We start from the raw sequence: 25,188 nt of genomic DNA on the forward strand, positions 1-25,188 counted from the left end.
GAAACAGGTGGGATATTGTGAAAAAACCCTAAAATATAAAAAGCACACCGGCCGCCGGATTTATACCGGTCATTTGGTGTGCTTATCCGCCACGCTGGAAGCCCCGAAGGCCTCCGGCTTGATTTTGGCCTGGAATCCGCTGCCCGCCACCATGCCTACCACCTCCCGGATTAAATCCCGGGTTTCACCCTGTTTGCCCACGTCAATGTGGATTTCCACCTCCAGATCGTCCAGCCCGCTTTCCGCCAGATATTTGGCAATCATACCGCCCACTTCCAGGCTCAGGGCTGTTTCGTAAAATATTTTCTGGCGCAGGCTTTTAATTTTTCTCTGAAGTTTTTTTCGGTAATAATAGCGGGCTCCCTTGCCCAGCCGGTGGATCACCACGGCTGTGATAAAACATGTCTCAGTTTTCACCTGGGAATCCGAACCGATGATAAGTTTGTAGGAAGAGGACGGCAAACCGATAATAAATTGGGATATATCAGCCATCATCTGATCGAAGGTCATCCTGCCTCTGGTGGGACTGACAAAATACAAAAAACTGCGCCTCCCGAGTGTTCAATATTAACTTTCTCCCGCTAAACAGGCTGCAAAGCCCGTATTAGGGCTTTTATGATTTATATTCCGGCAGCCCGGCCAGCCCCCGGGCAATGCGGGCAAATTCCTCCAGGGACAGGGTTTCGCCCCGCCGGCCCGGCTCCACCCCGGCCGCATTGAGAATATCCGAAAGCGCAGCGCGGTCAACGGAATTAAAGGCGCTGCCCAGGGCGTTTTGAATGGTTTTACGGCGCTGGCCGAAGGAGCCCCGGACCACTTTAAAAAATAGCTCCTGATTCGGAACATCCACTGCCGGCTTTTCCCTTCTGGTCAGCCGGACCACCGCGGAATCCACCTCCGGCTTGGGTATGAACACGGTGCGGGATACCTGGAACAGGAATTCCACCCCGGCATGATAGTTGACGGCCACCGTCAGGGAGCCGTAATCCTTGGTGCCGGGGGCCGCGCCAAGCCTCCGGGCCACCTCATGCTGTATCATCATTACCATAACTTTAAAATTATAACCGCCGTTCAATATGTGTAAAATCAGTGGCGTGGTTATATAATAAGGCAAATTGGCCATTATTATAAACGGTCTGCTGCCTGGGTGAGAGCAATTTTCCCCGTAGACCAGCCTGTTTAAGTCAGTCTCCAGGGCATCCCCCCGGACAACCTGCACATTTTCCAGGTCAGCCAGGGTTTCCTGCAATATGGGTATTAGCTGGCGGTCGATTTCCACCGCCACCACCCTGCGGGCAATTGCCGCAGCCTCCCTGGTAAGCACCCCCAGCCCGGGGCCTATCTCCACCACCGTATCGTTTCCGGTGATACCCGCCGACCCCACTATTTTATTTACTATGTTGGCATCCACCAAAAAATTCTGCCCCAAACTTTTTCGGCAGCTAAAACCGTATTTTGCCATCAGGTTTTTAACCTGGGAAGGCATTGTCAGCTCCGACATTGTTCCTCCGGAAATCGTATTATCCATGCTGAATATCTAAATGCATTTTATACTATTTTTTTCAATTGAACTATAGTTTAAACTAAAATTAACCTGACAGGAACCGGTAAACTGTTGCGGTCTCAACCTCCCGCTTCCCGGATGCCGGGGGAAGGTTTGGGAAACGGTTCCCGGACAAAAAAGCAGGAGGGTTGTGGCCCTCCTACTGCAATATATACATATTAACCCGTCTGACACCCCATCGTCGGGCATCACGCTCCGACTCGAGAAACACGTCCACCCTGTTGCCTTTTATGGCCCTGCCCCGGTCCGCGGCCACCGCGTAGCCGTATCCGTCGATATATAGCTTGGTGCCAAAGGGTATTACACTGGTGTCCACAGCCACCAGACCGTAGCCCGGAGCCCTGCCTGAAGCGGTATTCCGCCCGGTGTAGGTATAGGCCGTGGCCACAATTTCCATTGCCCGGCTGAAGCGAATATCTCTCCCGCCCCGGGATACGCTCTGTCCGGAGCCTACCTGTATTATTCCGGGAACCGGCTCGGTAACGGTCTTTTTATCCACCAGCCTGTGCTCCACCGCCTGGCTGTCGTGGTAGGTGACCCGCCAGCGTTGCTGCTCGACACCGTTGCTTCCCTTTTTAATTACCCGGGTTATGCCCCTGGCCATTTCCGGATTGCTGTCCCTTCTGACACTGTACGGTATGGGGACATTTTTTACTTCCTCCGCAACCCGCACCCTGGTCACCTTGATTTTAACGTCCCCGGCAATCCTGTAACCGGATTCCGGCGCAACCAGGTCGCCCTGGTTTAATGCTATGTTCTTCTCTTTCAGGGCATCCCCCACCGTAGCTGCGGTGGTATCAAACTCCGTTATTTCCCCCCCGGCCTCAACTGTCACATGATGAGATTCCATCAGCTCCACCCGGGAACCTTCCTTAAGCTGTTCGCTAACAGGCGGGTCTACTTTATCCTTTGGCCCGGGAACAATTCCTTTTTCCTTCAAAAGTTTACCCACCGTGGAAGATGTTGTCTTTACCACCGTCTCCCTGCCGTCCACCACCAGGGTAACGGTTTTCTGAGCCCAGGCGAACCCCGCAATAACAACGCCCGCCAGGATAAGGACTATGATCATGGCAACTATGGGGGGGGGCACGATACGGAAAATCCCTTTTCTACTCCCAGCGGCTTTCTGACCTTCTTCGGCGTTTAAAGAATCCGTCAAAGACATGCGTAAAGCCTCCTTTACCGCACAGGCCCCGGTAACCTGTTTATTAAGACACCTTTTTGTACGGCTTTAATTCTCTTTTAGCAGTTCCAAAAAGAAATGTCCCTATAACATAATCTTAATAATTCTATCTTCTTCCTCCGTTTCCTGCCCGGAAGGCGCCAAAAGTATTGTCGAATAAATTTCAAGGTTGCCGGCAACCGAAAAAAACCTCCAAGTTGTTGGGAATGGCGGAAAAAAGTTCCTTTCTCACAAGGAACTTTTAATCCCGGCAATAAATTTTAATAGCTGAAAAGTATACTTTAATATAAGTCTATGCACAATCCTTGGAAAGAATGACATGAATAGTCGCAAAAATTTTTGCCTTAAAATTCCACTCCCTTTTGCGCCTTGATTCCCCTGGCGTAAGGGTGTTTAATCTCTTTTATCTCGGTAACCAGATCCGCCTTTTCGGTGACCTTCCCGGTGGCGTTCCTGCCGGTGAGCACCAGGTGAAGCTCGGGAGGCTTCATATCTATCAGCTCCAGTACCTCACCCTCGCTGAGCAGCCCGAAGCCCACCGCGTAATTTATTTCATCAAGGATAATCATATCCCACCTGCCGGAGCTTATTTCCTCCCGGGCCCGGGCCATGGCCTCCCGGGCGGCCGCACGGTGGCCGGCCATTTTGTCTTCCCCCGCGTCCCTGACGAAACCCTCGCCCATGGAGACTATTTCAAATCCCGGCAGCTTCTCCACGGCTTTCAGTTCGCCGTAGCCTTTACCGCCCTTGATAAACTGCAGCATCAGTATTTTCAGTCCCTGGCCCCAGGCCCTGAGCGCCATGCCCATGGCCGCGGTGGTTTTTCCCTTCCCATTGCCGGTAAAAACCATCACCAGTCCCTTTGTATCCGGCATACAACTACCCCCTCTGTTAAAATCTATTCCGCCGGTATACCGAAAATCGCCCTGGTATTCTCCAATACCGCGGCGGCAAGAACATCCGTTTCCATTCCCCGCAGGGAGGCTATTTCTTCCGTAACATAACGCACATAGGCCGGCTCGTTTCTTTTGCCCCGGCGGGCCTGGGGCGCCAGATAGGGGCAGTCCGTTTCCGTCAGCAGCCTTTCCAGCGGAAGTTTGCCGGCTATGTCCTTTAACCTGGCAGCATTGGGAAAGGTAACCGGGCCGGCGATGGAAATGTAAAAGCCCATGGCCATACACAGCCCGGCCATTTCCCAGCTTCCGCTATAGCAGTGCAGCACGCCGCCCCGGCGGCTGATGCCGTCTTTTTTAAGAATATCCATTAAATCGCCGTGGGCGTCCCTGTCGTGGATAACCACCGGCAGGTCCAGTTCCCTGCAAAGGGCCAGTTGTTCCCTGAACACCTTCTGCTGAACCGGCCTGGGGCTTAAATCCCGGTAATAATCAAGGCCTATCTCACCTATGGCCACCACCCCCGGACCGGCCGCCAGCCCGCCCAGCCTGGCCAGGTAGTTTTCCGGCAGGTCTTCCGCTTCGTGGGGGTGCACCCCCACCAGGGCATATATGAAGGGATGCTGATTCGCCAGTTTTACTGACCTTTCGGAGGAAGGAAGGTCGAAGGAGGCGTTAATAATATACCTCACCCCGGCATCCCTGGCCCGGAGGATTGCCTCCTCCCGGTCCCCGTCGAATTCTTCTATGTCCAGGTGGGCGTGGGTGTCCACCAGAAATCGGTCTTTTTCGTCCATTATTTCGGCCAGAGCCTTTCACTCCCCATACATTTTCTCCGGATGAAACATTCTTTCCCAGCCGGCGCCGCCCCGGGCGGCGCCGGGGTTCATTTACAAAACAGGCCGCGGCTATTCCAGGGTGGCCGGATCAATCCTGGGAAACAGCGCCTCGCCCCGGCCCAGTTGGATTGCCCCGGGCAGTTTGCCCCAGCGCAGCGATTCCCAGGTGTGCAGGTCCGGCCGGTCCGCTATGCCCAGCATGGGCCACACCCTGGGGGCCATCAGGGGCATGAAGGGCGAGGCCAGCACCGTGATGAACCTCACGCTTTCCGCAAGGTTGTAAAGCACCGTGCCCAGGCGCTCCTCCTTTTCCGGGTCCTTGGCCAGCACCCAGGGAGAGGTCTCATCCACGTACTTGTTGGCCCTGGAGACCAGCCGCCACAGCGCTCCCAGCGCGTTGGACAGCTCCCTTTTCTCCATTAATTCCTCCACCGCGGCGGGAGTTTCGGCGGCCAGGCCGCTCAGCTCCCGGTCCGGGCCTTCCGCGGGCCCCGGGGCCCGCAGGTGGCCCTTGAAATATTTCTGCACCATGCCCAGGGTTCTGCTGACCAGGTTGCCCAGGTCGTTGGCCAGATCCTTGTTAATCCTGTTTACCAGCGCCTCCTCGGAATAATAGCCGTCGGAGCCGAAGGGCAGTTCCCTGATCAGGTAATAACGAATGGCGTCCACGCCGTACTTGTCGATGAGCAGCCAGGGATTTACCACGTTGCCCTTGGATTTGCTCATTTTCCCGCTGTCCAGCAGCAGCCAGCCGTGGGCCAGTACCTGCCTGGGCAGGGGCAGATCCACCGCCATCAATATGATGGGCCAGATAATGGAATGGAAGCGTACAATATCTTTGGCCATCAGGTGGACGTCCGCGGGCCAGAATTTTTTATACAGTCCGTCATTTTCGGTGCCGTAGCCCAGGGCGGAAATGTAGTTGGAGAGGGCGTCCACCCAGACATAAATAACGTGTTTGGAATCGAAGGGAACCGGTATGCCCCAGTCAAAGGTGGTCCTGGATACGCACAGGTCCTCCAGCCCGCTTTTGATAAAGCTGATCATCTCGTTGCGCCGGGATACGGGCTGGATGAATTCCGGGTTGTCTTCTATATGCTTTAAAAGCCGGTCGGCATATTTGGACATGCGGAAAAAGTAGCTTTCCTCCTGTAAAAGCTCCACTCCCCGGCCGCAATCCGGGCAGTTGCCGTTTTCCAGCCGGCTTTCGGTCCAGAAGGCCTCACAGGGGGTGCAGTACCAGCCCTGGTAACTTGCCTTGTAAATGTCCCCCTGGTCATAAAGGCGCTGGAATATGGCGGATACCACCTTTTTATGCCTTTCCTCGGTGGTGCGGATAAAATCGTTGTTGCTTATTTCCAGCTTGCTCCACAGATCCTTTATCCCGGCCACAATGCCGTCCACGTACTCCTGGGGGGTACTGTTTTTGGCCCGGGATACCCGCTCTATTTTTTGCCCGTGCTCGTCGGTGCCGGTTAAAAACCAGACCTCATGCCCGGTAAGCCTTTTAAACCTGGCCATGGCATCCGCCGCCACGGTGGTGTAGGCATGACCGATGTGCAGGTTGTCACTGGGATAATAAATAGGCGTGGTGATGTAAAAAGTATTGCCCTTGCTCATGGAACCATCCTTCCTTTAGGCCTTTTAAGTTTAACCTGGAGTTTTAGTGTATATCCCGCGGACTTTTCGAACATCGTCTTTAAAATAAATAAACCTCCGTCCCCTGCCAGGGACGGAGGTTTTTTCCGCGTTACCACCCTAATTTACCCTCCCCCTTGCGGGAGAGAGCCTCAACAGGTACGGGAGACACAAAATCTCCGATACCGTAAGCGCTTTAACGGAGCTCATCCCGTTTTTGCCTACCGGCCCCGAAAAAGTCCGGGACTTTGCGCAAAAAGATTCCGGGGCCATGTTCCACCGGCTGGCCCGGCGGGCTTTCACCCAACCCCGCTCTCTGGTACGGATTACCCGGCGTACTCTTCCCCATCAATATCTTTTGTCAATATTATAGGCTAATTTTAACAACGGCCCGGGGCGGTTGTCAAGTTTTCCGCAAAATTCACCGGCTTATACAAATTAAACCATTTTTTAAAAAACTATTGACTTTTACTGGTACCATTGGTACCATTTAGTTGGACATGCAGTGTATTTTGTCGAATCCTGTAATATGTTTTTTAAGAGGGGGGGAGATTTAAAATGAAATCCACTGGTATCGTTAGAAAGGTGGACGAGCTCGGACGGGTAGTTATTCCCATAGAATTGAGACGGACTCTTGGCATAGACGAAAAGGACGCCCTGGAAATCTATGTTGACAATGAAAAAATAATACTGAAAAAGTACGAGCCCGCCTGCGTATTCTGCGGCAACGCCTCCAACGTGCAAAATTACAAGGGCAAGCTTGTTTGCCGGGAATGCGCCCTGGCCATGGTGGACAACGCTAAAGCTATGTAGTTGACTGGAAACCCGGAGGTAAAAAGTTGCAAAAAAAGGAGGATAAGTTCCTCCTTTTTGCTTTTGGGATTTAATTTTTGTTAATCCCCATTTTTTACGCCGGTCATTATTTTATACAGCTCCCGCCGGTCCATTCCCCGGCTGCGGGCTATTTTTTTAATGGCCTCCTTGCGGGCAATACCCGCGGCCTCCAGTTCCAGGACCTGTTCTTCCGGTGTTTTATCCGCCGGGGCGCTTTCCTCTCCGGCGGGAGATTCCGCCCCGGCCACCACCAGGGTAAATTCCCCCCTGGGAACGGTTTCCCGGCACCGGGCCAAAATTTCCGAAAGGGTGCCCCGGCGGATTTCCTCGAATTTTTTGGTCAGCTCCCGGGCCGCCGCAGCCCGGCGATCCCCCAGAGCCTCCAATAAATCTTCAAGGGTGCTCTTTATTCTGTGCGGAGATTCATAAAGGATGATGGTCCTTTTTTCTCCCTTTAATTCCTCCAGCAGCAGCTTCCGCTGTTTGCCCCGGGCGGGCAAAAACCCTTCAAACACGAACCTGCCGGCGGGCAGTCCCGAAGCCACCAGGGCGGTAAGGGCGGCGCTGGGGCCCGGCAGGGGCACCACGTCCACCCCCGCGGCCACGGCCAGGGCCACCAGTTCCTCACCGGGGTCCGATATTCCGGGCATTCCGGCGTCGGAAACCAGGGCCACGCTTTTGCCGGCCAGCAGCTGCTGCAGCAGGTGCTCCCCCTTGGTTTTTATGTTATGCCGGTGATAGCTGGTGAGGGGAGTGTGAATATCGAAGCGGCTGAACAGCTTCATGGTCTGCCTGGTGTCCTCCGCGGCAACCAGGTCGGCTTCCCCCAGCACCCTCAGCACCCGCCGGGATATGTCCTCCAGGTTGCCGATGGGTGTGGCGCAAAGATATAATTTGCCTTTTTCCTCAGGCAATTTCAATCACCCTCCGGCCTCCGCAACAGGGCGGCGCAAAAAAGACACTGGTCGCCGCGCCTGGAGCCGAAGTTCAGGCTGCAGATGTGAAATCCCCGCTCATACAGGCGGGTGAGATTGGCGATCCCTTCACCGGTGGTTTCATCGGTTATTACTTCCCCGGCCGCGATTTCCACACCGGCATCACCAAGAATCTGGCGGGCCAGCTCACCTTTTAACTTTAAATTTTCATCTTCCAGGGTATGCACATATTTTTTAATCTTGGACAGATCCCTGGATATGTCCTGTATTTTCATTTCCAGCTGCCTGACTATTGTTCCCAGCGGATGTGTCATTTTCGTTCCTCGCCCCCAGGGAAGTAACTTCTTTATAGGGATAATCCTTAATGGCCTTGCTTTCCTTGTGCTCCACGCTGACGGTTTTTTTGAAGATATTGATTCCGGTGACCCGGCCCTCCCCGAGAGGCGTCTGCACCCTGCTGCCCACCTCCGGGAACTCTTCCCTGGCCTGTTCATAAATGTCGTTTTCATATTTCAGGCAGCACATCAACCGGCCGCAGATACCCGATATCTTTGTGGGATTCAATGACAGATTCTGGTCCTTGGCCATTCTGATGGATACCGAGGCGAAATCCGCCAGCCATGAGCAGCAACAAAGCTCCCGGCCGCAGCAGCCCAGCCCCCCCAGAATTTTTGCCTCGTCCCTTACACCTATCTGCCGCAGTTCTATCCTGGTTCTGAAAACCGCCGCCAAATCCTTTACCAGCTCCCTGAAATCTATCCTTCCATCCGCGGTAAAGTAAAATATTATTTTATTTCCGTCAAAGGTGTGCTCCACCCCCACCAGCTTCATGGGCAGGCCGTGGGCGGCTATTTTGTCCAGCCCCACCTGAAAGGCCCTTTTTTCCTTTTCCCTGTTGGACTCCAGTTGAAGGGTGTCCTCCTGGCTGGCTATACGAAGCACCTTTTTCAAAGGCGCCATTATCTCCTCATCAGGAACAGTCATGACACCGGCCACCACGGAGCCGTATTCAACTCCCCTGGCGGTTTCCACTATAACTCCCGACCCCACCGGAGGATTGTATTCCCCCGGGTCAAAATAATAAACTTTTCCCGCCTTTTTAAATCTGACCCCCACTACCTGGTAGGGCATATAATTTACCTCCCCCGGCCGGTACCCGCCGAAAGCTTTAAAAACAGCGATTCCAGGGTTAAACGGATATTCGCTCCGGCCGCCAAAGCACCTTTGGCCTGTTCAATATGGTTGATTATTTCAATAATCCGCCCGGTGGTGTAAAAACGGGCCATTTCTTTAATATCGCCGGCCCTATCCCTGTTAACGGTGTTTTCACCGCCCGCGGATTCCTTCTCCAACATTATATCCCGGTACCACAATAACAGCAAATCCAGCATATTGTTCATATGCCTTCTGTCCGGGGCTTTGCCCGCTCCCCGGGAGGAGCCGCCGGACAGTTCCTCCGCCAACCGAAGCGCGCCTCCGGCTCCGGAACCGGTTAGCCGCCGGGCCAGGTTTTCCGCCCGGTCCCTTTCAGCCGCGGCGCTGCCATCCGCCAGGGCCAGCGCCCTGCCCAGGCTGCCCCCGGCCAGGGCCAGGGGCAGTTCCCCGATCCCCCCGACCCCGCTCCGGGCCAATCCCTCAGCCAGTTCTTCCCGGGAAAGGGGCTGCAGATAAATTTGCTGGCAGCGGGATACCACCGTGGGAAGAAGCAGCTGGGGTTTTGCCGTGACCAGTATGAACACGGTTCCCAAAACCGGTTCTTCCAGGGTTTTCAGCAGGCAATTGGCCGCCTCCGGGGTCATGGCATCGGCCCCGGTGATAATATTTACAGCCCACTTTCCGGTGCGGGGGCCGGAATTGGTCTCCCGCTGCAGCAGCCTGACCTGCTCAATCTTTATGGTGGCCCCGGAGGGTCCCGTAACCGTCAGGTCCGGGTGAACCCCGTCATTTGCCTGCCGGCAGCCGAGACAGGCGCCGCAGCTGTCTCCCTCCAGGGGCTGCCGGCACAGCAGCGCCCGGGCAAAGGCCAGGGCCAGGGTCTCCTTGCCCACGGCCGGGGGCCCCGCCAGCAAGTAGGCATGGGAAACCCGCCCGGAGGAAGCCGCCAGCTTAAATTTTTCCACGGCCCTTTTATGGCCGATAATTTCTCCCAGGCTTTTTATCATGGGGTTTCCTCCAGCAATTTAAGCACCGCCGCCAGAATCTCCCGGTGCAGCGGCTCCGGCTCCCTTTGGGCATCTAAAACCAGGTAGGGCTTAACCCGGGAATTAGCCAGTGACAAATATCCTCCCCTGACCCGGCTGAAAAAATCCACCTGCTCCAGCTCCAGCCTGTCCGCCGGTCCCCGGAGCCTGGCCATGGCCGCGGCAGGGTCGATGTCAAGCAAAACCGTAAGACCGGGAACCAGCCCCCCGGCCGCCTGATTATTCAAATGAATTAAAAATTCTCTGTCCAGCCCGCGGCCATGGCCCTGGTAGGTCAAGGTCGAATCGGTGAAGCGGTCGGCAAGTACCGTTATTCCGCTGCCCAGTGCCGGCAGGATAACCTCCCGCACATTCTGGGCCCTGGACGCGGCAAAAAGAAGGGCCTCCGCCTCCGGGTGCAGCGGTGTTCCCGGAGTCAGCAGTATCCGGCGGATCTGTTCCCCCAGCAGGGTTCCCCCGGGCTCCCTGGTGCATAAAACCCTGTGCCCCATTCCCCCCAGAGCGCTGTTGAGCATGGAGAGCTGGGTGGTTTTACCGCAGCCGTCGATACCTTCAAATACTATAAATCTGCCTGTCCCGCCAATCATTCATCAACCACCCGCAAAAAAACCAGGGAAGAGTCGCAGGGTCCCTGTACATGCGCTCCCGCCGCCCTTACGGCGGTGAGAAACTCTATCATCTCCGGACTTATTTCTTCACCGGGTATAAGCGCGGGAATGCCCGGCGGAAACACCGCCACCCATTCAGCGCTGACCTTGCCGGCAGCCTGAGGCAGCCGCACATTCCTGGAGGGGGCGAACCACGCTTCCCGGGGAGACATCCGGGCAGCGGCCGAAGGCGCCATCCCGAAGCCCGGCGCTCTTTTTCCATTACGGCTGTTATTTTCTACAGCTTCCTTTAATGCCTGGAGCAAATTTTCACAGTGAACGGCATCCACCCCCAGGCCGATGACCAGCACCAGATTCTGCTGATCAGCCATCTCCACAAACAATCCCCGGCGGGCCAGCCGGCCGGCGGCCTGGTAACCCGTAAGGCCCGCCTTCCGAACCGATACCACCACCCTGAGGGGATCAAAGCCGTACACTGCGTCGCCATCAACATGTTCGCTGCCGAAAACCTCAATACCTTTAATTTTAATCAATTTTTCCCTAAGGGCCAGGGCCAGTTCCAGGGACCGCCCAAACAGGTCTCCTTCCATTAAAAGGCGCTTCCTGGAAGCGTCCAGGGAAGCCATCAGAGGGTATGAGGGGCTGCTGGTCTGCAGCAGCGCCAGTGTCCCGGCAACCCTCCCCCGGTCCAGGCGGCCGCCTTTCAAATGCAGCAGGGCGGTCTGGGTAAGGGACCCCCCTGTTTTGTGCATGCTTTGCACCGAGGCGTCAGCCCCCAGGGACAATGAATCCTCCGGAAGTCCGGGGTGAAACCTCAGGTGAGCCCCGTGGGCCTCGTCCGCGATAACCGGAATACCGGCTTCATGAGCCGCCTCCGCGTGGGAGGCGGTATCCCCGGTTACACCGTAATAGCTGGGATGTATCAGCAGCAGCACCCGGGCCCCGGGATGGTCCGCCAGCCCCCGCCGCACGGTTTCCCGGGACAATCCCGAAGCAAAATTAAAATCCGGCACAAGGCCCGGATTCAAAAAAACCGGCTGGGCGCCGCTGATTATTAACCCCCCCAGCAGGGAGCGGTGAATATTTCTGGGCAATATAATTTTACTGCCCGGGGGGCAGCAGGCCGCCACCAGGGACTGTAACCCCAGGGTGCTGCCGTTAAGCAGAAAAAAAGTACTGTCCGCGCCGAAGGCATCGGCAGCCAGTTGTTGGGCGTATTCAATCACCCCGGAGGGACTGCTCAAATCATCCAGTCCGGGCAACTCGGTCAGGTCCGCCCGGAACAGTCCCGGCCCCAGCGCAGCCAGCAACTCCGGCGGAACGGACGTGCCGCCGTGGCCGGGAACGTGAAACCTTCCCGCATTGCCGGCGGCTATTTTCAACATGGCGCCAAGCAGTGGCGTTTCCTTTTGATTTAAAGACAAAAAACCACCCGGCCGTTTATTATTTTATTAATTATTTTAACATAATGCCAGTAATTGCCGCCACCAGGCCCCACTTTATATTTTACCAGCAGTTTTTAATTATAGTTGCCGGATTTTTAAGCAAAATATCTTTAAGAAAAAAAAGACCCTCGTCTCAAACTAAACAGCCGGGGCCGGAAAGCCCCGGCGCATGCCGAGGAATCCCGCAAAATCAATATTTAAAGAAAGGGGTTTTAGTGATTTGCCCGGCGATATTACCATCGACGAAAAAAGTCTTTCCAAAAAATACCGCACCAATGTGCATACCCTGATCCGGGCCTGGAAAAGAGGCCGTACCGATTTGGAAATAGCCCGGCTCACAGGATTGAACCCGGTTACCCTGCAGCAAATCAGAAACGATATAGAGCTTTCCCACCGGCGCATAAGGCTGGCTAAAAAAAAGGAAAACATGGGACTGGGTCAGGCCACCGGGCAGCGCCATATATTTTTGAGCCCGTTAACGTAATGGCTGTAATTTTCATCCCGGCAGCAGGACCCGATCAGGGCCTTTTCACAATTGGCGCAAATATGCTTCCCCTTGATGCGCAGCCCCAATGCGGCGGCTCCCGCCTCCCTGCCGCACAGAAGGCACCTTTCGGCGGGCAGGGGGAAAACCCCGTGTCCGCAATAGCTGGTTTTCAAAAAAAACACCACCCGTATAAAGTATAACCACCGGCCCAAAAAGGCAGGGCATTTATTAAAAATATGCCCCGGCCCATCCGGTGGTTACTTTTCGAAAACCACAACAAGCAGCATTTTGAATTTTTCAATGGCGGTGAGCCCGTGGGGAACGTTGGCCGGCATCACTATGGTCTGCCCCTTTTTCAGCACGAATTTTTCCTGTCCCACCACAACCTCCGCCCGGCCGTCCAGCAGGTAAACCATGGCGTCCCCCGAAGAGGAATGGGTGCTTATTTCCTCCCCCCGGGCAAAGGCAAACAGCGTCACGCTCATGGCCCGGCCCTGGGCCAGGGTCCTGCTGATCACCCTGCCCTCCTGGTAGTCAACCAGGGATTCCATTTCCAAAACCGTGGCAAAATCAATATTTTTTATAAATTTTACATCAGGCATGCCTTAACCTCCCCGTAATCGCGATAATCAGTACTTATTCTTTCCTGAATAATAATCAACGAAACATCATAGGGGCCTGCTGGTTTACGTTGTCTATTTCTTGGCAATACCAGTGTTGGAATATATTATTAATCCAAGAGTTGTCTTCCCTTATTTAAAGGTTTTAAAGAGTCGGAGTCTTGTTGTTCAGACTTCAGTTTTAATTTTCTCTTTAATCCACATGCGGATTAAAGGATGTATTTACATTGTCAATACATCCTTTATCGACACCCCTCATGCCCTGCACCGGAGGTGGTCCACTATATCGAATGAATAGCTGTGCACATCGGTTGCCGTTAATTGTCGCATAATAAAAACCACCGGATATTATTCCGGTGGTTTTATTCTTATAGCCTATTGTTTTTTTTCTTTTTTCTTACGCTCCACCGCTATGGCGGTGTCGGGACAGAAGGTCTGGCAGGTGCCGCAGGCGATGCATTCCTCGCTGTTTATTTCCACCGAGGGTGTCCCGTATACTCCCAGTACATCCGACCAGGACATGCACTTTTTGGGGCACTTTTGTATGCACAGGCCGCAGCCCTTGCACAGTCCGGGGAAAATGGTCCAGAACCCCTTGTCCCCTTCTATGGTCCTTCCATTAAAGGTTTGCGTCATGATCAATGCCCCTCCTTTACAGCGCACCGGCGACAAGTTCGGCGCCCCGGTCGATAGCCTTGAAATTCAGCTCCCGGAGTTTGGGGTTTTTCTCGAACTTGTAGCCCAGTTTTTTCTCAATGGCGTCCTTGGCCCTTTGCTCGGGCACCACGCCGGTAGCCTTGATTACCGCGCCCATGATTATGATGTTGAAAACCCTGGGGTGCAATTCATTTTTGGCCACTTCTATGGCTGGAATAGGCAAAACCTTTTTAGCGTTGGTGGGAATGGCGTCCTCCACCCCTTCAATACCGGAATCATATACAAAAACCGTTTCCGGGCCGGCATACTGGCGGGTACGGTGTACCGCCCGGTCGCTAAGAGCCACAACAATATCTCCTGTAAGGAATTTAGGCGCGCCGATGGGTTCATCGCCGATCTGAAGGTAGGCCACGGAAACGCCGCCCCTTTGCTCCACCCCGAAGTTGGGAATGTAAAGGGCTTCACGGCCCTGCTCGTTGGCCGCTTCGGCAATAATTTCCGCCACCGACTGCACACCCTGGCCGCCTTCCCCTGCCAGGATGATCTTAACCGCCTTAGCCATGTTTAATTTCCCTCCTCTTGCCGGGGTCCGGGCACCTTAATTTCTCCCACCTTGAAGTACTTGGTCATTTCCTTCTCCACGAAATTCCAGGTCTCCTCGGCATTGGTACGCCAGTTGGTGGGACAGGTGGACAGGGCTTCCACGAAGGAGAAGCCTCCCCCGTTGATCTGGTTTTCCAGAGCTTTTTTGATAAATCCTTTGAGTTGCCTTAAGTTGGCCACCGTCCCCCGGGCCACGTAGGCCCCTTCCTTGGTAATGGCGGCAACCATTTCCGGTCCCTGGGTGGGATAACCGGTTTTCTCCGGGTCCCTTCCGTACGGGCTTGTTTCAGTTTTCTGACCCGGCATGGTGGTGGGGGCCATCTGCCCGCCGGTCATGCCATACTGGGTGTTGTTTACCAGTATTACGGTTATTCTTTCATTTCTGGCCGCGGCGTTGACCAGGTGCTGGGAGCCGATGGCATAGCCGCCGCCGTCACCCATGTAGGCGATACCTATAAGGTTGGGGTTTGCCCTCTTCATCCCGGTGACAACCGGGGTTGTCCGCCCGTGGTGAGTCTGTATGGTATCCACATTGAAAAAGTCCCAGGACAAAAGGGAACATCCTATATCACAGCCGAAAACAGCCCGGTCCTGTATGCCCAATTCGTCAATGGCCTGGCCCAGGGCTTTTAACACCAGTCCGTGGCCGCAGCCGGGGCAGAATTTGTGTGGTTTTGTATCCAGGCGCCAGCTTTTTGGCATGGCAGGTTGCACAGACATGGAACAGCCTCCTTTCAATTTCAGCAGGCCGGGCATATGTACAATGCCCGGTATGATCATGGAAGATTTTAGAAATCTCTCTCAAAAAATCTCTCTGTAAATATTAAATCTTAAAATTAGCCCATAACGGATTTAACCCTGGCCGCGACCTCTTCCGAGGTAATGCCCACACCGGGTTTGTACATGGGGATCATTTCCACTTTGGCGCCGAACAAGGCTTCCTTGAGCAAGCGGTCAAGCTGTCCCTGGGCTGATTCAGCCACCAAAAATCTTCCGGACTTCTCAGCAGCTTCACGCAGCTGTTTCTCCGGCAGCGGACGAAGGGTTATGGGACGGAAATAGCCGACCTTGACCCCCGCTTCTCTCAGTTCCTTGACGGCTTCCTTACAGGCCCGGGCCACGACTCCGTGGGACACCACCACCAGGTCGCTGTCATCCACTCCGAAGCTTTCATACTCGGCAACTTCCGGGGCCATTTTGGCGTAATCCTCAAAATAGCCCTGCAGCACCTCGTAGAGCTCTTCCTCAACATTATAGGTGTTGCGGTACTGGGAGGGCGGCCTGTCCACGCCGGGGGTGCCGGGTTTGCCCATGTAAGGCTGGGCCGGCAACAATTCTATGCCTCTTTCCTCGGGGTCGTACATGGTAAGAGACTCCCTCATTTTCGCCTGGTAGCCGTCGCCCAGCACGAAGGTGGGGAATCTGTATTTCCAGGCCGTATTGAACGCCTTGATGGTATAATCGAATAATTCCTGGTGGGTGGAAGTGGAATAGACCACCCGCAGTCCCTCGCCGTTTCCTCCCAGGGTGGTCATGGTGACCTCCTGCTGGGAATAAATAACGGTAGCTGTGGAGGGGCCGCCCCTCTGCTGCACCACCACCACGGAGGGAAGCCGCATGGCCTCCGCCATGGACATGGGTTCCTGCATCAGGGTATTGCCGGGGCCGGCGGTGGCGGTAAACGCTTTTCTCCCCGCCAGCACCCCGCCCAGGGTGGTAAACCCGGCGGAAAGTTCGTCCTCTGTTTGTAAGAACTCCCGGTTGTACTTGGGAGCCATCCTGGTCCAGTAATGCATTATTTCATTCTGGGGCGTAATGGGATAACCGTACATAATTTCGGCTTTGGCAGCCATCGCCGCGTAAGCCACAACCTCGTTGCCGGTCATAAAGACCCGCTTCTCTCCCTGAATAGGCTTATCTGCCATTAAACTAAAACACCTCCTAAATCTATTGCCCGGCCGTAAGTAAAACAGCCTTTACCAAAGTGTGTGCGGCATATAGCGCCTTATCGCCCACACCTGATTACCCATGCAATCTTTAGGCCCGATTTTTTCCGCCACTTCCTCCACGGCGGTGGTGGCCACCACCGGCAGGCCAAGTGCCGCCGCCGCCCGGGCCACCGTTTTGGCGCCTTCCTGAATCACCTCCGGGGTGGTCTCATCCCCCAGGTGGGTATTGTTTACCAGTGCGTCCACCCGTCCCAGCTGCCCTATATATTCCACTATGTCGTCCACGGATGAGGTCATTGGCCGGGAAACGTTGACCACAACCATTATTTTCAGGTCCGGGTCCGTGCCGGCCCCCTCCAGCAGGTTCAGGGTACGCGAACCCTCCACCCCGTAACCGATATCAAGGATAATGTCCCCGGGCCTTTTAAGCGCCCAGCGGTTGGCAGGCCGCATAATATTCCCGACCTCGCCCAGGCCCAATGTTTCCCTGGTCTCCCAGGCCAGTACATCAATGCCCATTCCCATCAGCTGCTTTTTAATGGGCCTTAAGGTATAGCACGGCTCCACAATATCCAGGTCAACCAGTGAAACCCGATGCCCGCCCCGGGCCAGCATAATAGCCCGGTTGACGGCAATCTCGCTTTTGCCGCTGGCATATTCACCTATATATGCTTCCACTATCCTACTGGAAATATTATGCCTCACCTCCATTAATAAAATTGCAAAATTTTCATTCCAAATTATCATTCTAAATTATAAAAATTATTAAAAATAATTTTATTACATAATGTTCACAAAAAACAATAGAAACCCTTTAAGTATACAGAATATTACCAAAAAATATTACGGGAAGCCTCCCCGGGATATATCGAGAATATAAGTGAGCCTTGGGTTCGGAAGGGGTTATTCCCCTACCGAACCCTTAGAGCGAACTTAGTTCGCGTTGGGGACATTCCTCTGCCCCGAAAGCCACGCTCCAAAGAGAGGTGTGTCCCCTTTCCTTAATTGCCTGTTTATCCCCGGCCTTCAGGGAAGGGGTGTTACAGGCTGTTAGCGAGATAAATAAAATAAGCCGGAGGGAGCTATAATTCTAGCGCCCCGCCCGCTCTTACGGCAAAAGACATTTTCAGTATAGTGCAAAAGTTATACCAAAGTCAATTAAACGGATAATCGCCCCGGACATGGGGCTTATACGAACAGAGCCTCCAGAACCAGCAGCAGTATAACCCCGGGAACGTGTAAAACGCCCGCTGTCAGTATGGTGGCCGGATTAACCGCCAGGTGCATCCCGAGCCTTCCCAAAACCGCGTTAACCAGCACCAGCAGCAATAGACCCGCCAGCAGGTAAAAGGAAGCCCTGAGAAGCAGCATCACAGGCTTCACCAGAACCGTTCCCAGCAAAAAAAGGACACACAGCCCGAGCATTATTAAAAGCGCCGCACTCCATTCCATTACAGCTTCCCTCCTCATATCCCCAAACAATCTCCCGAAGGGATGTCCCCAACCCGGGGCAGGGGACACACCTTCTTAGGGCGGCTTATATCCCTTGCGTTTCAACAAGTCTCCCTAAGAAATGTCCCCTAACAAATTATGCCGTGGAATGGAAAAATATTACTCTGCCCGGAGTTACTATATTTTAAATCACAGCGCTCAATATAAGTAGGCCCTGGGTTCGGAAGGGGTTATTCCCCTGCCGAACATGCACAGGCTGTTGCGGGATAATTAACCGGTTTTACCCGGCGGGGCAAGCCTCAAAGCTCCCTTCTTCCCTCCAGGGCCTTGGAAAGGGTTATCTCGTCCGCGTATTCCAGGCTGGCGCCCACCGGCAGTCCGTGGGCCAGCCTGGTAACCCTGACGTTTAGGGGCTGAATCAGCCTGGAAAGGTATAGGGCGGTGGCGTCCCCCTCCACATTGGGATTGGTGGCCAATATAACTTCTTTAACTTTCCCCTCCCCTATCCTTTTCAACAGCTCCCGCACCGTTAATTCATCAGGGCCGATACCGTTCATGGGGGACAGGGAGCCATGAAGCACATGGTAAAGCCCTTTAAAGCTCCTGGACTTTTCCATGGCCAGCACGTCCCGGGGCTGCTCCACCACACATATAACCCCGGGGGTGCGCCTGGGGTCGGCGCAAACAGCGCACGGCTCCTGATCGGTGAGATTCAGGCAAACCGTGCAGCGGCGGGTGCTTTCCCGGGCCTCGAGCAGGGCCGCAGCCAGCCTGCCGGCGGTTTCGGCGGGCTGGTTCAAAATATAGAAGGCCAGGCGCTGGGCGGTTTTAGGCCCTATTCCCGGCAGCCTGGCGAATTCATCCACCAGTCGGGCCACCGGCCCGGTATTGTGCATCTATTACCACATCCTTGCCGCTTCCCTCTTCCCGCTTAAAACAATCCGGGAATATTCAGGCCGCCGGTTAATTTGGACATTTCCTTGGTCACCATGTCCCTGGACTGGTTCAGAGCCGCGTTTACCGCGGTGAGAATGAGATCCTGAAGCATTTCCACATCCTCCGGGTCCACCGCCTCGGGGTTTATTTCCACGGAGACCAGCTCCTGCTTGCCGTTGGCCACCACTTTTACCACCCCGCCCCCGGCGGTGGCTTCCACCGTGCGGCCGCCCAGTTCCTCCTGCATTTTCACCATGTCGGACTGCATCTTCTGCACCTGTTTCATCATTTTGGACATATTGCCACCCATCATCGAAAAAACCTCCTCAATATTTATATACTTTTAGCAATCAGGGGACTTTCCCCGGTAAAGTTGTTTATTACATTATTCACAGAATATATTCATGTAAATAACCTTTTATTGTAAATTTATTCGTCAAAGGGGTTGTCTTCAAGTATTTCCTGCCCCTCGCCCTGGAACAGGCCCGCCGCCTCGTCGTGGGAAATATCCTCCTCGGTTTTTTCCTGCTTGCCGGCCGGCGGCTCCTCCTTTGAAATAACAAACCGTACCTCCAGGTCCTCCCGGCAGACGGACTTTAATATTTTTGTGAACATGTCCTTGTTATCTTTGTTTTCCATATTGTTGGCGGCCAGGAAAGAATAGGGGTCCTTTTCCCAGAAGGCCACCGTCAGCACTTTACCGGCAACCGTGGCGGGCCAGGCGCCGGCACCCCCGGTAAGGTAGGAATATATGTTGCCGCAGTTTTTGGAACGATGAACGCTGTCCATTATATTCTCCCAGCGCTCGGCTATTTTCCCCAGCAGCTGTGCGGCCTGGCCGGGCGCTTCCCCCGGCTTTTGCACCGCCTGGAGAACGGACTGCTCTTCAGCCGTCCGGGACCCGCCGGACTTTTTTTTCACAACCGGGGCCTGCTGGCCCCGGTCAGACGACTTTGGCCGGACACCGGAATTCCCGGCATCCCCCACGTCCCGGCCGGGGCCGGAGGTTTTATCCTTTACCGCCGGCACCCCTCCCTCCCCGGGTACCGTGGCCGGAGCCGGGGCCTTGACAGTCTCCGGCGGGTCCGGAAGGGGATAGCCGCCACGCTCCCCGCCGCCCGGTCCCAAACCCGGCAGCAAAGCCTCCAATTCGGCCACCCGGGCGGACAGTTCCCTTAAGTCCTCCTGCCGGTGCCCGGTTTCACCATACAGATATACCCTGGCGCAGCGCACCAGGGCCACTTCCAGCAGCACCCCGGGCTGGCTGCTCCATTTCATTTCCTGCTCCACGCCGGTGAGTATATCCAGCACCTCCAGCAGTTTACCCAGCTCCGGACCACCCCCGGAATCCGGCTGTTCCATTCCGGAGGACAGGTTTGTCAGCATCAAAGCCCTTACATGAGAGGCAAATTCCCTGACGAAGAGCCGCAGGTCCAGCCCCCTTTGAAAAATATCCCCCAGCAGGACAAGACAGTCCCCTGCTTTCCCTGCCATAATCAGATCCTTTAATTTCTCCAGCACATCCCTCCGGACAGTGCCCAACATGCGGTGAATATCCTCCGCTCCCACCCGGCCGCTCCCCAATGAGCCGGCCTGATCCAGCATGCCCAGGCCATCCCTTAAGCCCCCGTCCGCAGCTTTAACAATTAATTCCAGAGCCTCCTGCTCGATCTCTATACCGCTTCCCCGGGCCACTTCCTTTAGCCTTTGGGCCATCACCGGGGGGCTGATGCGGTGAAAATCAAAACGCTGGCAACGGGACAGTATGGTCAGGGGGACCCTGTGGGGCTCAGTGGTAGCCAGTATGAAAACCGCGTGCCCCGGGGGCTCCTCCAGGGTCTTCAACAGGGCGTTGAAAGCCGGGTCCGTGAGCATATGCACCTCGTCAATTATGTATACCCTTTTGTTTCCGGTGGTTGGGGAAAACCTTATATTTTCCCGCAGTTCCCTGACCTCATCAATGCCCCGGTTTGAGGCGGCGTCAATCTCTATTACGTCCATGGAGGTTCCGGCCTGTATTTCCAGGCAATTGCTGCACCCGCCACAGGGCTCCGCCTCCCGCGGGTCAAGACAGTTCAGCGCCTTTGCCAGAATCTTGGCGGTTGTGGTCTTGCCGGTGCCCCGGGGACCGCAAAACAGATAGGCATGGGTCACCCGGCCGCTTTTGAGGGCGTTTTGCAGGGTCCGGACAATATGCTCCTGCCCCGCCACCTCCTGAAAGGTCCGGGGTCTCCACTGGCGGTACAAAGCCATGTAGGCCATAGTTTTAACACTCCGTTACAAATAGAAGTAGTTTCAAAGCAAAACCATATAATATTTATACACCTTTGCCTTTCCCAATGTAAACCGGGCTGGAACCTTCCGTTTCTGGCCCGGGGGAAAAGGTCAAAGTAAAATTCTATAACCCAAAAGCCTTTTCCTTTAAATAAAAAATAAAGAACTGCTCCGGTCAGGAACAGTTCTTTTATAATCTTGCAGGCCGTGCACCTGCCTTTGAATAATAACTTCCGGGCGTTACCCCTGCAGGTAGCTCGGGTCAGGCAACCTCGCGGCACCCGGAGGTGTTCCCTTAGTGCTGCTTCCGTCAGGACCTGACACGGTTCAGGAGCCCCCGTCGCGCAAGACCCAACCGTCAACACCCCTTACAGGGGCCGGACCCCACAAGCTAAACCCTGGGGCAGGAATTCAATCCCGCTATAGCGGTTTGCGGGTTCAGGGCACCGCTACCTCCCCATCTAGCACGGCCAATTTTCAAATAAAAATAAATGGCGGAGAGACAGGGATTCGAACCCTGGAGGCGGTTACCCGCCCACACGCTCTCCAGGCGTGCGCCTTCATCCGCTCGGCCATCTCTCCGTGGACTCCAAAAAGTAAAACCTATTGATTTAAGCGGAAAATCAACATTCCGCAAATTACTGCGACTAGATTATTATACATATAATTGGACTCCGATGCAAGCGTTTTTGAGAATTGGCAACCTTTCACCAGCACATGCGCCAGCAGGTGTAATTACCTGGAGTAAATCCCTATTCCGTAAAGCCGCTAAAACCTGCTTAATTAAAAGAGAGAAGGCCCGCGGCCTTCTCTCAATAGGCAACCATCCTTACAGTTGAGTAACTCCCATGCCTTTGCATCTACACTCCGTTCGGATTAAACCAATTGCCTCTTCTGAACCCAAAGTAACGTCGGGACACACTTACCGTTCATTAAAACCGTCATACACTAACTTGGAAACAAAAAACACTATCCCTGGACTGGTCAACCGAGTAACAAAAGGCAAAGCTTCCAAAAACGCTGCCGTTCCGTTAAACCGTGTCTTTAGTAAGGATGGTGCTTGCAGTTATAATACCATCTCCACTTACAAATTGCAATAAAACGCCGCAATATTGTTTAATGCAATTTATGTCAGACATTGGCCCGGGAGCCTCCGGGCAGGGAAAAAACTAACCTTCCACCAACTCCGCCACCGGCACCTCGCTGACCATACCGGGGCCGTTTAACGGCCTTACCGACGCGGTATTGTTTACCTCATCAACACCCTCTATCCACACGGGCAGCCCGTTACGAAACACTTCCACCGTTCCCCTCGTGTTTAATATCTTCCTCGCCCTGTCGATATCCACATAATCCCCGCTTTCAAGTATAAATTTATAAATATTTTTCCCATCACCATGAAAATAATTAACCTTTGCCTGCTCTTTTCCCATGGAAGCCATCGGCGGCCATTGGAACGAACTGTCCCGCAAAGCCCGGCCGCACGCGGCCCGCGACCGCAAAAGCAATTAAACAGCACCGGTTAGCAGTAATCCTTTCCATGATTTGCAAAAAAATATTGCGGGGGGGTTGGAATAAAAAACCATAAAACAGTAGATAGTAACAAAAAATTGGTAAAGGATATAACATGACAGGCTCAATTTATGAAGATATTTTTAAAAAGCTTGTGAAATCCGGCTATAGGGGAAACATGCCCGAAGAGATTGAAAAAATCCGTCAAGAGGGCGATCAATTTACCGACGATTACCTGCTTTACGCCTCGGGGGGCGGGGAACCGGACAGGGTGGTATTCAAGATAAAGGATTGCAACAACGCCTGCGGCGATGATGAAAAGGATTGCCAGGCGTCATGCCTCTTCAATGCCATTGTCAGAGACATGGAGGGCAACGTTGTTATCCAGCAGAATAATTGTGCCGGCTGCGGAAAATGCGTGGAAGTATGCAGGGATTTCTCCCTGGTTGATAAAAAGGAATTTATACCTCTGATTGAGCTTTTAAAGGATCGCAGCGTTCCGGTTTTTGCAATAGTGGCCCCGGCCTTTATCGGTCAATTCGGCCCCGGGGCCACCCCGGGAAAAATGAGGACCGCCTTTAAAAGGCTGGGCTTCTACGGGATGGTGGAAGTTGCTCTTTTCGCCGATATGCTTACTTTAAAAGAAGCGCTGGAATTTGACCGCCATGTCACAAAGCACGACGACTTCTTACTTACCAGTTGCTGCTGTCCCATATGGGTTTCCATGGTAAAACGGGTTTTTAAGGATTTGGTTCCCCATATATCACCCTCCGTATCACCCATGGTGGCGTGTGGCAGGGGAATCAAACATTTGCACCCCGGTTCAAAAGTGGTTTTTGTGGGGCCTTGCATAGCAAAAAAAGCAGAGGCCAAAGAACCGGATATAAAGGACGCCGTGGATGCCGTGCTAACCTTTCGGGAGGTTGAGCAAATATTTGAGGCAGTGGGCATCAAACCGGCGGAACTGGAGGAGGATGTCAGCGAGCATTCCTCCCGGGCGGGCAGGATATACGCGAGAACCGCCGGTGTAAGCCGGGCGGTGGAGGATACCCTGAACCGCATAAGCCCCGGCAGGGATTTAAAAATACGGGCCAAACAGGCTGATGGCTTGCAGGAGTGCAGAAAATTGTTAAAAGAAGTACTGGAGGGCAATATAGATGCCAATTTCCTGGAAGGGATGGGGTGCGCCGGGGGCTGCGTGGGAGGACCAAAGGCATTAATTGCTCCCGGATTGGGCCGGGAGCTGGTTGACAGCTACGGAGACGAGGCCCTTTCACAAACCCCGGTTGACAATAAATATGTTATGGAACTTTTAAAGCAACTGGGCGTGGAGGATATCTATGAATTTTTGGACAATGAAAAGGCCGGCATGTTTATCCGAAAGTTTTGAGGCCAATTTATAATATGTGCCGTCACCATCCTGAAAATTAAATTTTCATCTATCATCAAAAGATTTTATAACTCCCATTAAAAGGAAAAGGTAAGATGTCAAAAACATCTTACCTTACTCTCAGGCAAAGAGACTGGTAGCAACTAGACAGTGCTTAAGTGGATACAGACGTTCCAACCACAGTCTCTATTTAATAATATACATATTATTAACTTAAAATGCAATAAATTATACGTAATACTTTGATAAAAAATCTGGAGGCGCTTCATAGATACCTGGCAACCCAGGAAAATTAGGGGTTCTACTATAGATAATGCCATAAAATTCTCTTAATTTTTTTTGATACAAGCCCTCGTCAACGTCCGGCAGTATTACATTTAATCCCGTGGTATAATATTTTTTAAGTGTCCCGGCAACAAAATCCGCAAGCTGTATACCTACCGTCATTTCCGAGTCCCCGAAAATGGGTGCTTGGAGAATTCGATCCAGGCTCTGTCCATCTATTGTTCGATATAAATAGCTGTTAAATGCATGTGCTATTCCTTTATCTATTCTTCTATTATCATTATCAATTATTACAACAACACTCTCACAGCGCTCCCTCTGAACAACCTTTTGGATTCTTTGCATTAAATAAATATAATGTTTAGACAAACGGTCGCCTGAAAATATAGGCTTTATATCTTCATTTTTAATCACTACTGAGGAATAAAAACAATCGTATCTATCAATACAATAGTCAAATACATGCTGAATATAGTTATATTTATTCTTTTCCGGATTGTTTAGAGTGTCTTTATTTATAAATGAATTTGCTTTGGCTTCATAAAAAACGTTATTAAGAATATCACGCTTGAAATTATGTATCAATCTTGTTATATCTCCAATAGAGCGCTTTCTAATTATAACAGCAGAAGCCACAATATATTTTTCCTTTTCTGGCTTAGATCCAAAATCACCAGAAATATCAACAAAAGAAAGCATCGCAATACCCTATAACTACTTTAGAATCATTATTCTTAGCATATCATAATAGTATTATACAAAATTTACAACTGAATTTATTTGGGCTTTTCTTTTAACTCAAGTTAGCAATTACTTAAGATTTATAACGGTTTTTGGGGCGAAAATCCAGTAAAATCAAGGGCTAGTTTTTTGAACAATTGAA

28 protein-coding genes, 1 tRNA gene, 1 other RNA gene and 1 other annotated feature are annotated in these 25,188 nt (G+C 53.1%); of the genes, 3 read left to right on the forward strand and 27 right to left on the reverse strand.

Features of this window, described 5'->3' with window-relative positions:
• Positions 1-69: 69 nt before the first annotated feature.
• The 6 genes from DCCM_RS11955 to metG all read right to left on the reverse strand — a co-directional run bounded on the left by DCCM_RS11955 (position 70) and on the right by metG (position 6,099).
• The gene (locus DCCM_RS11955) at positions 70-540 is read right to left on the reverse strand and encodes a ribonuclease H-like YkuK family protein (protein WP_104372633.1); all 471 of its coding nucleotides are present in this window, start codon (positions 538-540) and stop codon (positions 70-72) included.
• Between the two features lie 73 nt (positions 541-613).
• Complete coding sequence (gene rsmA, locus DCCM_RS11960; RefSeq protein WP_104372634.1) at positions 614-1,501, reverse strand: 16S rRNA (adenine(1518)-N(6)/adenine(1519)-N(6))-dimethyltransferase RsmA; 888 nt, start codon at positions 1,499-1,501, stop codon at positions 614-616.
• A gap of 202 nt (positions 1,502-1,703) precedes the next feature.
• Positions 1,704-2,729: a resuscitation-promoting factor gene (locus tag DCCM_RS11965; protein ID WP_104372635.1), complete on the reverse strand. Its 1,026-nt coding sequence runs from the start codon at positions 2,727-2,729 to the stop codon at positions 1,704-1,706.
• A gap of 362 nt (positions 2,730-3,091) precedes the next feature.
• Positions 3,092-3,622, reverse strand: a complete 531-nt coding sequence (gene cobO, locus DCCM_RS11970; RefSeq protein ID WP_104372636.1) for a cob(I)yrinic acid a,c-diamide adenosyltransferase — start codon at positions 3,620-3,622, stop codon at positions 3,092-3,094.
• Between the two features lie 23 nt (positions 3,623-3,645).
• Positions 3,646-4,437 (reverse strand): TatD family hydrolase, encoded by a 792-nt coding sequence (locus DCCM_RS11975; protein ID WP_104372637.1) that lies wholly within the window; start codon positions 4,435-4,437, stop codon positions 3,646-3,648.
• A 111-nt stretch (positions 4,438-4,548) separates the two neighbouring features.
• A complete protein-coding gene (gene metG, locus DCCM_RS11980; protein WP_104372638.1) occupies positions 4,549-6,099 on the reverse strand; it encodes a methionine--tRNA ligase in 1,551 nt (516 codons plus the stop codon).
• A 105-nt stretch (positions 6,100-6,204) separates the two neighbouring features.
• Positions 6,205-6,478, reverse strand: a binding site (T-box leader).
• Between the two features lie 197 nt (positions 6,479-6,675).
• On the opposite strand from metG, the gene DCCM_RS11990 reads away from it, so the two are divergent.
• The gene (locus DCCM_RS11990; protein WP_104372640.1) at positions 6,676-6,930 is read left to right on the forward strand and encodes an AbrB/MazE/SpoVT family DNA-binding domain-containing protein; all 255 of its coding nucleotides are present in this window, start codon (positions 6,676-6,678) and stop codon (positions 6,928-6,930) included.
• Positions 6,931-7,010: 80 nt separating this feature from the next.
• On the opposite strand, the gene rsmI is transcribed toward DCCM_RS11990, so the two are convergent.
• From rsmI to DCCM_RS12020, 6 genes are read right to left on the reverse strand one after another with little or no spacing between them, the layout of a single operon-like run.
• The gene (gene rsmI / locus DCCM_RS11995; RefSeq protein WP_104372641.1) at positions 7,011-7,871 is read right to left on the reverse strand and encodes a 16S rRNA (cytidine(1402)-2'-O)-methyltransferase; all 861 of its coding nucleotides are present in this window, start codon (positions 7,869-7,871) and stop codon (positions 7,011-7,013) included.
• The gene (locus DCCM_RS12000; protein ID WP_104372642.1) at positions 7,868-8,200 is read right to left on the reverse strand and encodes an initiation control protein YabA; all 333 of its coding nucleotides are present in this window, start codon (positions 8,198-8,200) and stop codon (positions 7,868-7,870) included. The genes rsmI and DCCM_RS12000 overlap by 4 nt, the downstream gene beginning before the upstream one ends.
• Positions 8,121-9,017, reverse strand: coding sequence for a PSP1 domain-containing protein (locus tag DCCM_RS12005; protein WP_104372643.1), 897 nt, complete (start codon positions 9,015-9,017; stop codon positions 8,121-8,123). Before DCCM_RS12005 ends, DCCM_RS12000 begins: the two co-directional genes overlap by 80 nt.
• Before the next feature lie 5 nt (positions 9,018-9,022).
• Entirely contained in the window at positions 9,023-10,048 is a 1,026-nt protein-coding gene (holB, locus tag DCCM_RS19500) for a DNA polymerase III subunit delta' (RefSeq protein WP_104372644.1), read from the reverse strand.
• Positions 10,045-10,674, reverse strand: coding sequence for a dTMP kinase (gene tmk / locus DCCM_RS12015; RefSeq protein WP_104372645.1), 630 nt, complete (start codon positions 10,672-10,674; stop codon positions 10,045-10,047). Before tmk ends, holB begins: the two co-directional genes overlap by 4 nt.
• Positions 10,671-12,119 carry an aminotransferase class I/II-fold pyridoxal phosphate-dependent enzyme gene (locus DCCM_RS12020; protein ID WP_104372646.1) on the reverse strand — a complete coding sequence of 483 codons (1,449 nt, stop codon included), beginning with the start codon at positions 12,117-12,119 and terminating at the stop codon, positions 10,671-10,673. Before DCCM_RS12020 ends, tmk begins: the two co-directional genes overlap by 4 nt.
• Positions 12,120-12,360: 241 nt before the next feature.
• Between DCCM_RS12020 and DCCM_RS12025 the strand changes: the two genes are divergently transcribed.
• Entirely contained in the window at positions 12,361-12,624 is a 264-nt protein-coding gene (locus tag DCCM_RS12025; RefSeq protein WP_104372647.1) for a hypothetical protein, read from the forward strand.
• On the opposite strand, the gene DCCM_RS12030 is transcribed toward DCCM_RS12025, so the two are convergent.
• The 14 genes from DCCM_RS12030 to DCCM_RS12095 form a co-directional block, all read right to left on the reverse strand.
• Positions 12,579-12,800, reverse strand: coding sequence for a sigma factor G inhibitor Gin (locus DCCM_RS12030; RefSeq protein ID WP_165792136.1), 222 nt, complete (start codon positions 12,798-12,800; stop codon positions 12,579-12,581). The two genes, DCCM_RS12025 and DCCM_RS12030, sit on opposite strands and share 46 nt — an antisense overlap.
• An 84-nt stretch (positions 12,801-12,884) precedes the next feature.
• A complete protein-coding gene (locus DCCM_RS12035) occupies positions 12,885-13,229 on the reverse strand; it encodes a cupin domain-containing protein (RefSeq protein WP_104372649.1) in 345 nt (114 codons plus the stop codon).
• Positions 13,230-13,622: 393 nt separating this feature from the next.
• Positions 13,623-13,883: a 4Fe-4S dicluster domain-containing protein gene (locus DCCM_RS12040; protein ID WP_104372650.1), complete on the reverse strand. Its 261-nt coding sequence runs from the start codon at positions 13,881-13,883 to the stop codon at positions 13,623-13,625.
• 16 nt (positions 13,884-13,899) lie between these two features.
• Positions 13,900-14,466 (reverse strand): 2-oxoacid:ferredoxin oxidoreductase subunit gamma family protein, encoded by a 567-nt coding sequence (locus DCCM_RS12045; RefSeq protein ID WP_104372651.1) that lies wholly within the window; start codon positions 14,464-14,466, stop codon positions 13,900-13,902.
• 2 nt (positions 14,467-14,468) lie between these two features.
• Entirely contained in the window at positions 14,469-15,227 is a 759-nt protein-coding gene (locus DCCM_RS12050; RefSeq protein WP_104372652.1) for a thiamine pyrophosphate-dependent enzyme, read from the reverse strand.
• Between the two features lie 116 nt (positions 15,228-15,343).
• A complete protein-coding gene (locus DCCM_RS12055; RefSeq protein ID WP_104372653.1) occupies positions 15,344-16,432 on the reverse strand; it encodes a transketolase C-terminal domain-containing protein in 1,089 nt (362 codons plus the stop codon).
• Between the two features lie 51 nt (positions 16,433-16,483).
• On the reverse strand, positions 16,484-17,167 hold the full coding sequence (locus DCCM_RS12060) for a hypothetical protein (protein WP_104372654.1): 684 nt from the start codon (positions 17,165-17,167) through the stop codon (positions 16,484-16,486).
• A gap of 477 nt (positions 17,168-17,644) precedes the next feature.
• On the reverse strand, positions 17,645-17,908 hold the full coding sequence (locus tag DCCM_RS12065) for a pro-sigmaK processing inhibitor BofA family protein (protein WP_104372655.1): 264 nt from the start codon (positions 17,906-17,908) through the stop codon (positions 17,645-17,647).
• A 299-nt stretch (positions 17,909-18,207) separates the two neighbouring features.
• Entirely contained in the window at positions 18,208-18,804 is a 597-nt protein-coding gene (gene recR / locus DCCM_RS12070) for a recombination mediator RecR (protein ID WP_104372656.1), read from the reverse strand.
• A 35-nt stretch (positions 18,805-18,839) separates the two neighbouring features.
• Positions 18,840-19,157, reverse strand: coding sequence for a YbaB/EbfC family nucleoid-associated protein (locus DCCM_RS12075; RefSeq protein WP_104372657.1), 318 nt, complete (start codon positions 19,155-19,157; stop codon positions 18,840-18,842).
• Positions 19,158-19,273: 116 nt separating this feature from the next.
• On the reverse strand, positions 19,274-21,106 hold the full coding sequence (gene dnaX / locus DCCM_RS12080) for a DNA polymerase III subunit gamma/tau (protein ID WP_104372658.1): 1,833 nt from the start codon (positions 21,104-21,106) through the stop codon (positions 19,274-19,276).
• Positions 21,107-21,323: 217 nt separating this feature from the next.
• Positions 21,324-21,588, reverse strand: an RNA gene (gene ffs, locus DCCM_RS12085) — signal recognition particle sRNA large type.
• A gap of 22 nt (positions 21,589-21,610) precedes the next feature.
• A tRNA-Ser gene (locus tag DCCM_RS12090) sits at positions 21,611-21,700 on the reverse strand.
• A gap of 587 nt (positions 21,701-22,287) precedes the next feature.
• Positions 22,288-22,590 (reverse strand): H-type small acid-soluble spore protein, encoded by a 303-nt coding sequence (locus tag DCCM_RS12095; RefSeq protein ID WP_128739147.1) that lies wholly within the window; start codon positions 22,588-22,590, stop codon positions 22,288-22,290.
• A gap of 155 nt (positions 22,591-22,745) precedes the next feature.
• On the opposite strand from DCCM_RS12095, the gene DCCM_RS12100 reads away from it, so the two are divergent.
• A complete protein-coding gene (locus DCCM_RS12100; protein WP_104372660.1) occupies positions 22,746-24,020 on the forward strand; it encodes a [Fe-Fe] hydrogenase large subunit C-terminal domain-containing protein in 1,275 nt (424 codons plus the stop codon).
• 228 nt (positions 24,021-24,248) lie between these two features.
• Here DCCM_RS12100 and DCCM_RS12105 read toward each other — a convergent pair whose 3' ends face one another.
• Positions 24,249-25,004 carry a DUF3800 domain-containing protein gene (locus tag DCCM_RS12105; RefSeq protein ID WP_104372661.1) on the reverse strand — a complete coding sequence of 252 codons (756 nt, stop codon included), beginning with the start codon at positions 25,002-25,004 and terminating at the stop codon, positions 24,249-24,251.
• Between the last annotated feature and the right edge of the window lie 184 nt (positions 25,005-25,188).

Source organism: Desulfocucumis palustris (assembly GCF_002933875.1).
Taxonomy (GTDB): Bacteria; Bacillota; Desulfotomaculia; order Desulfotomaculales; family Desulfocucumaceae; genus Desulfocucumis; species Desulfocucumis palustris.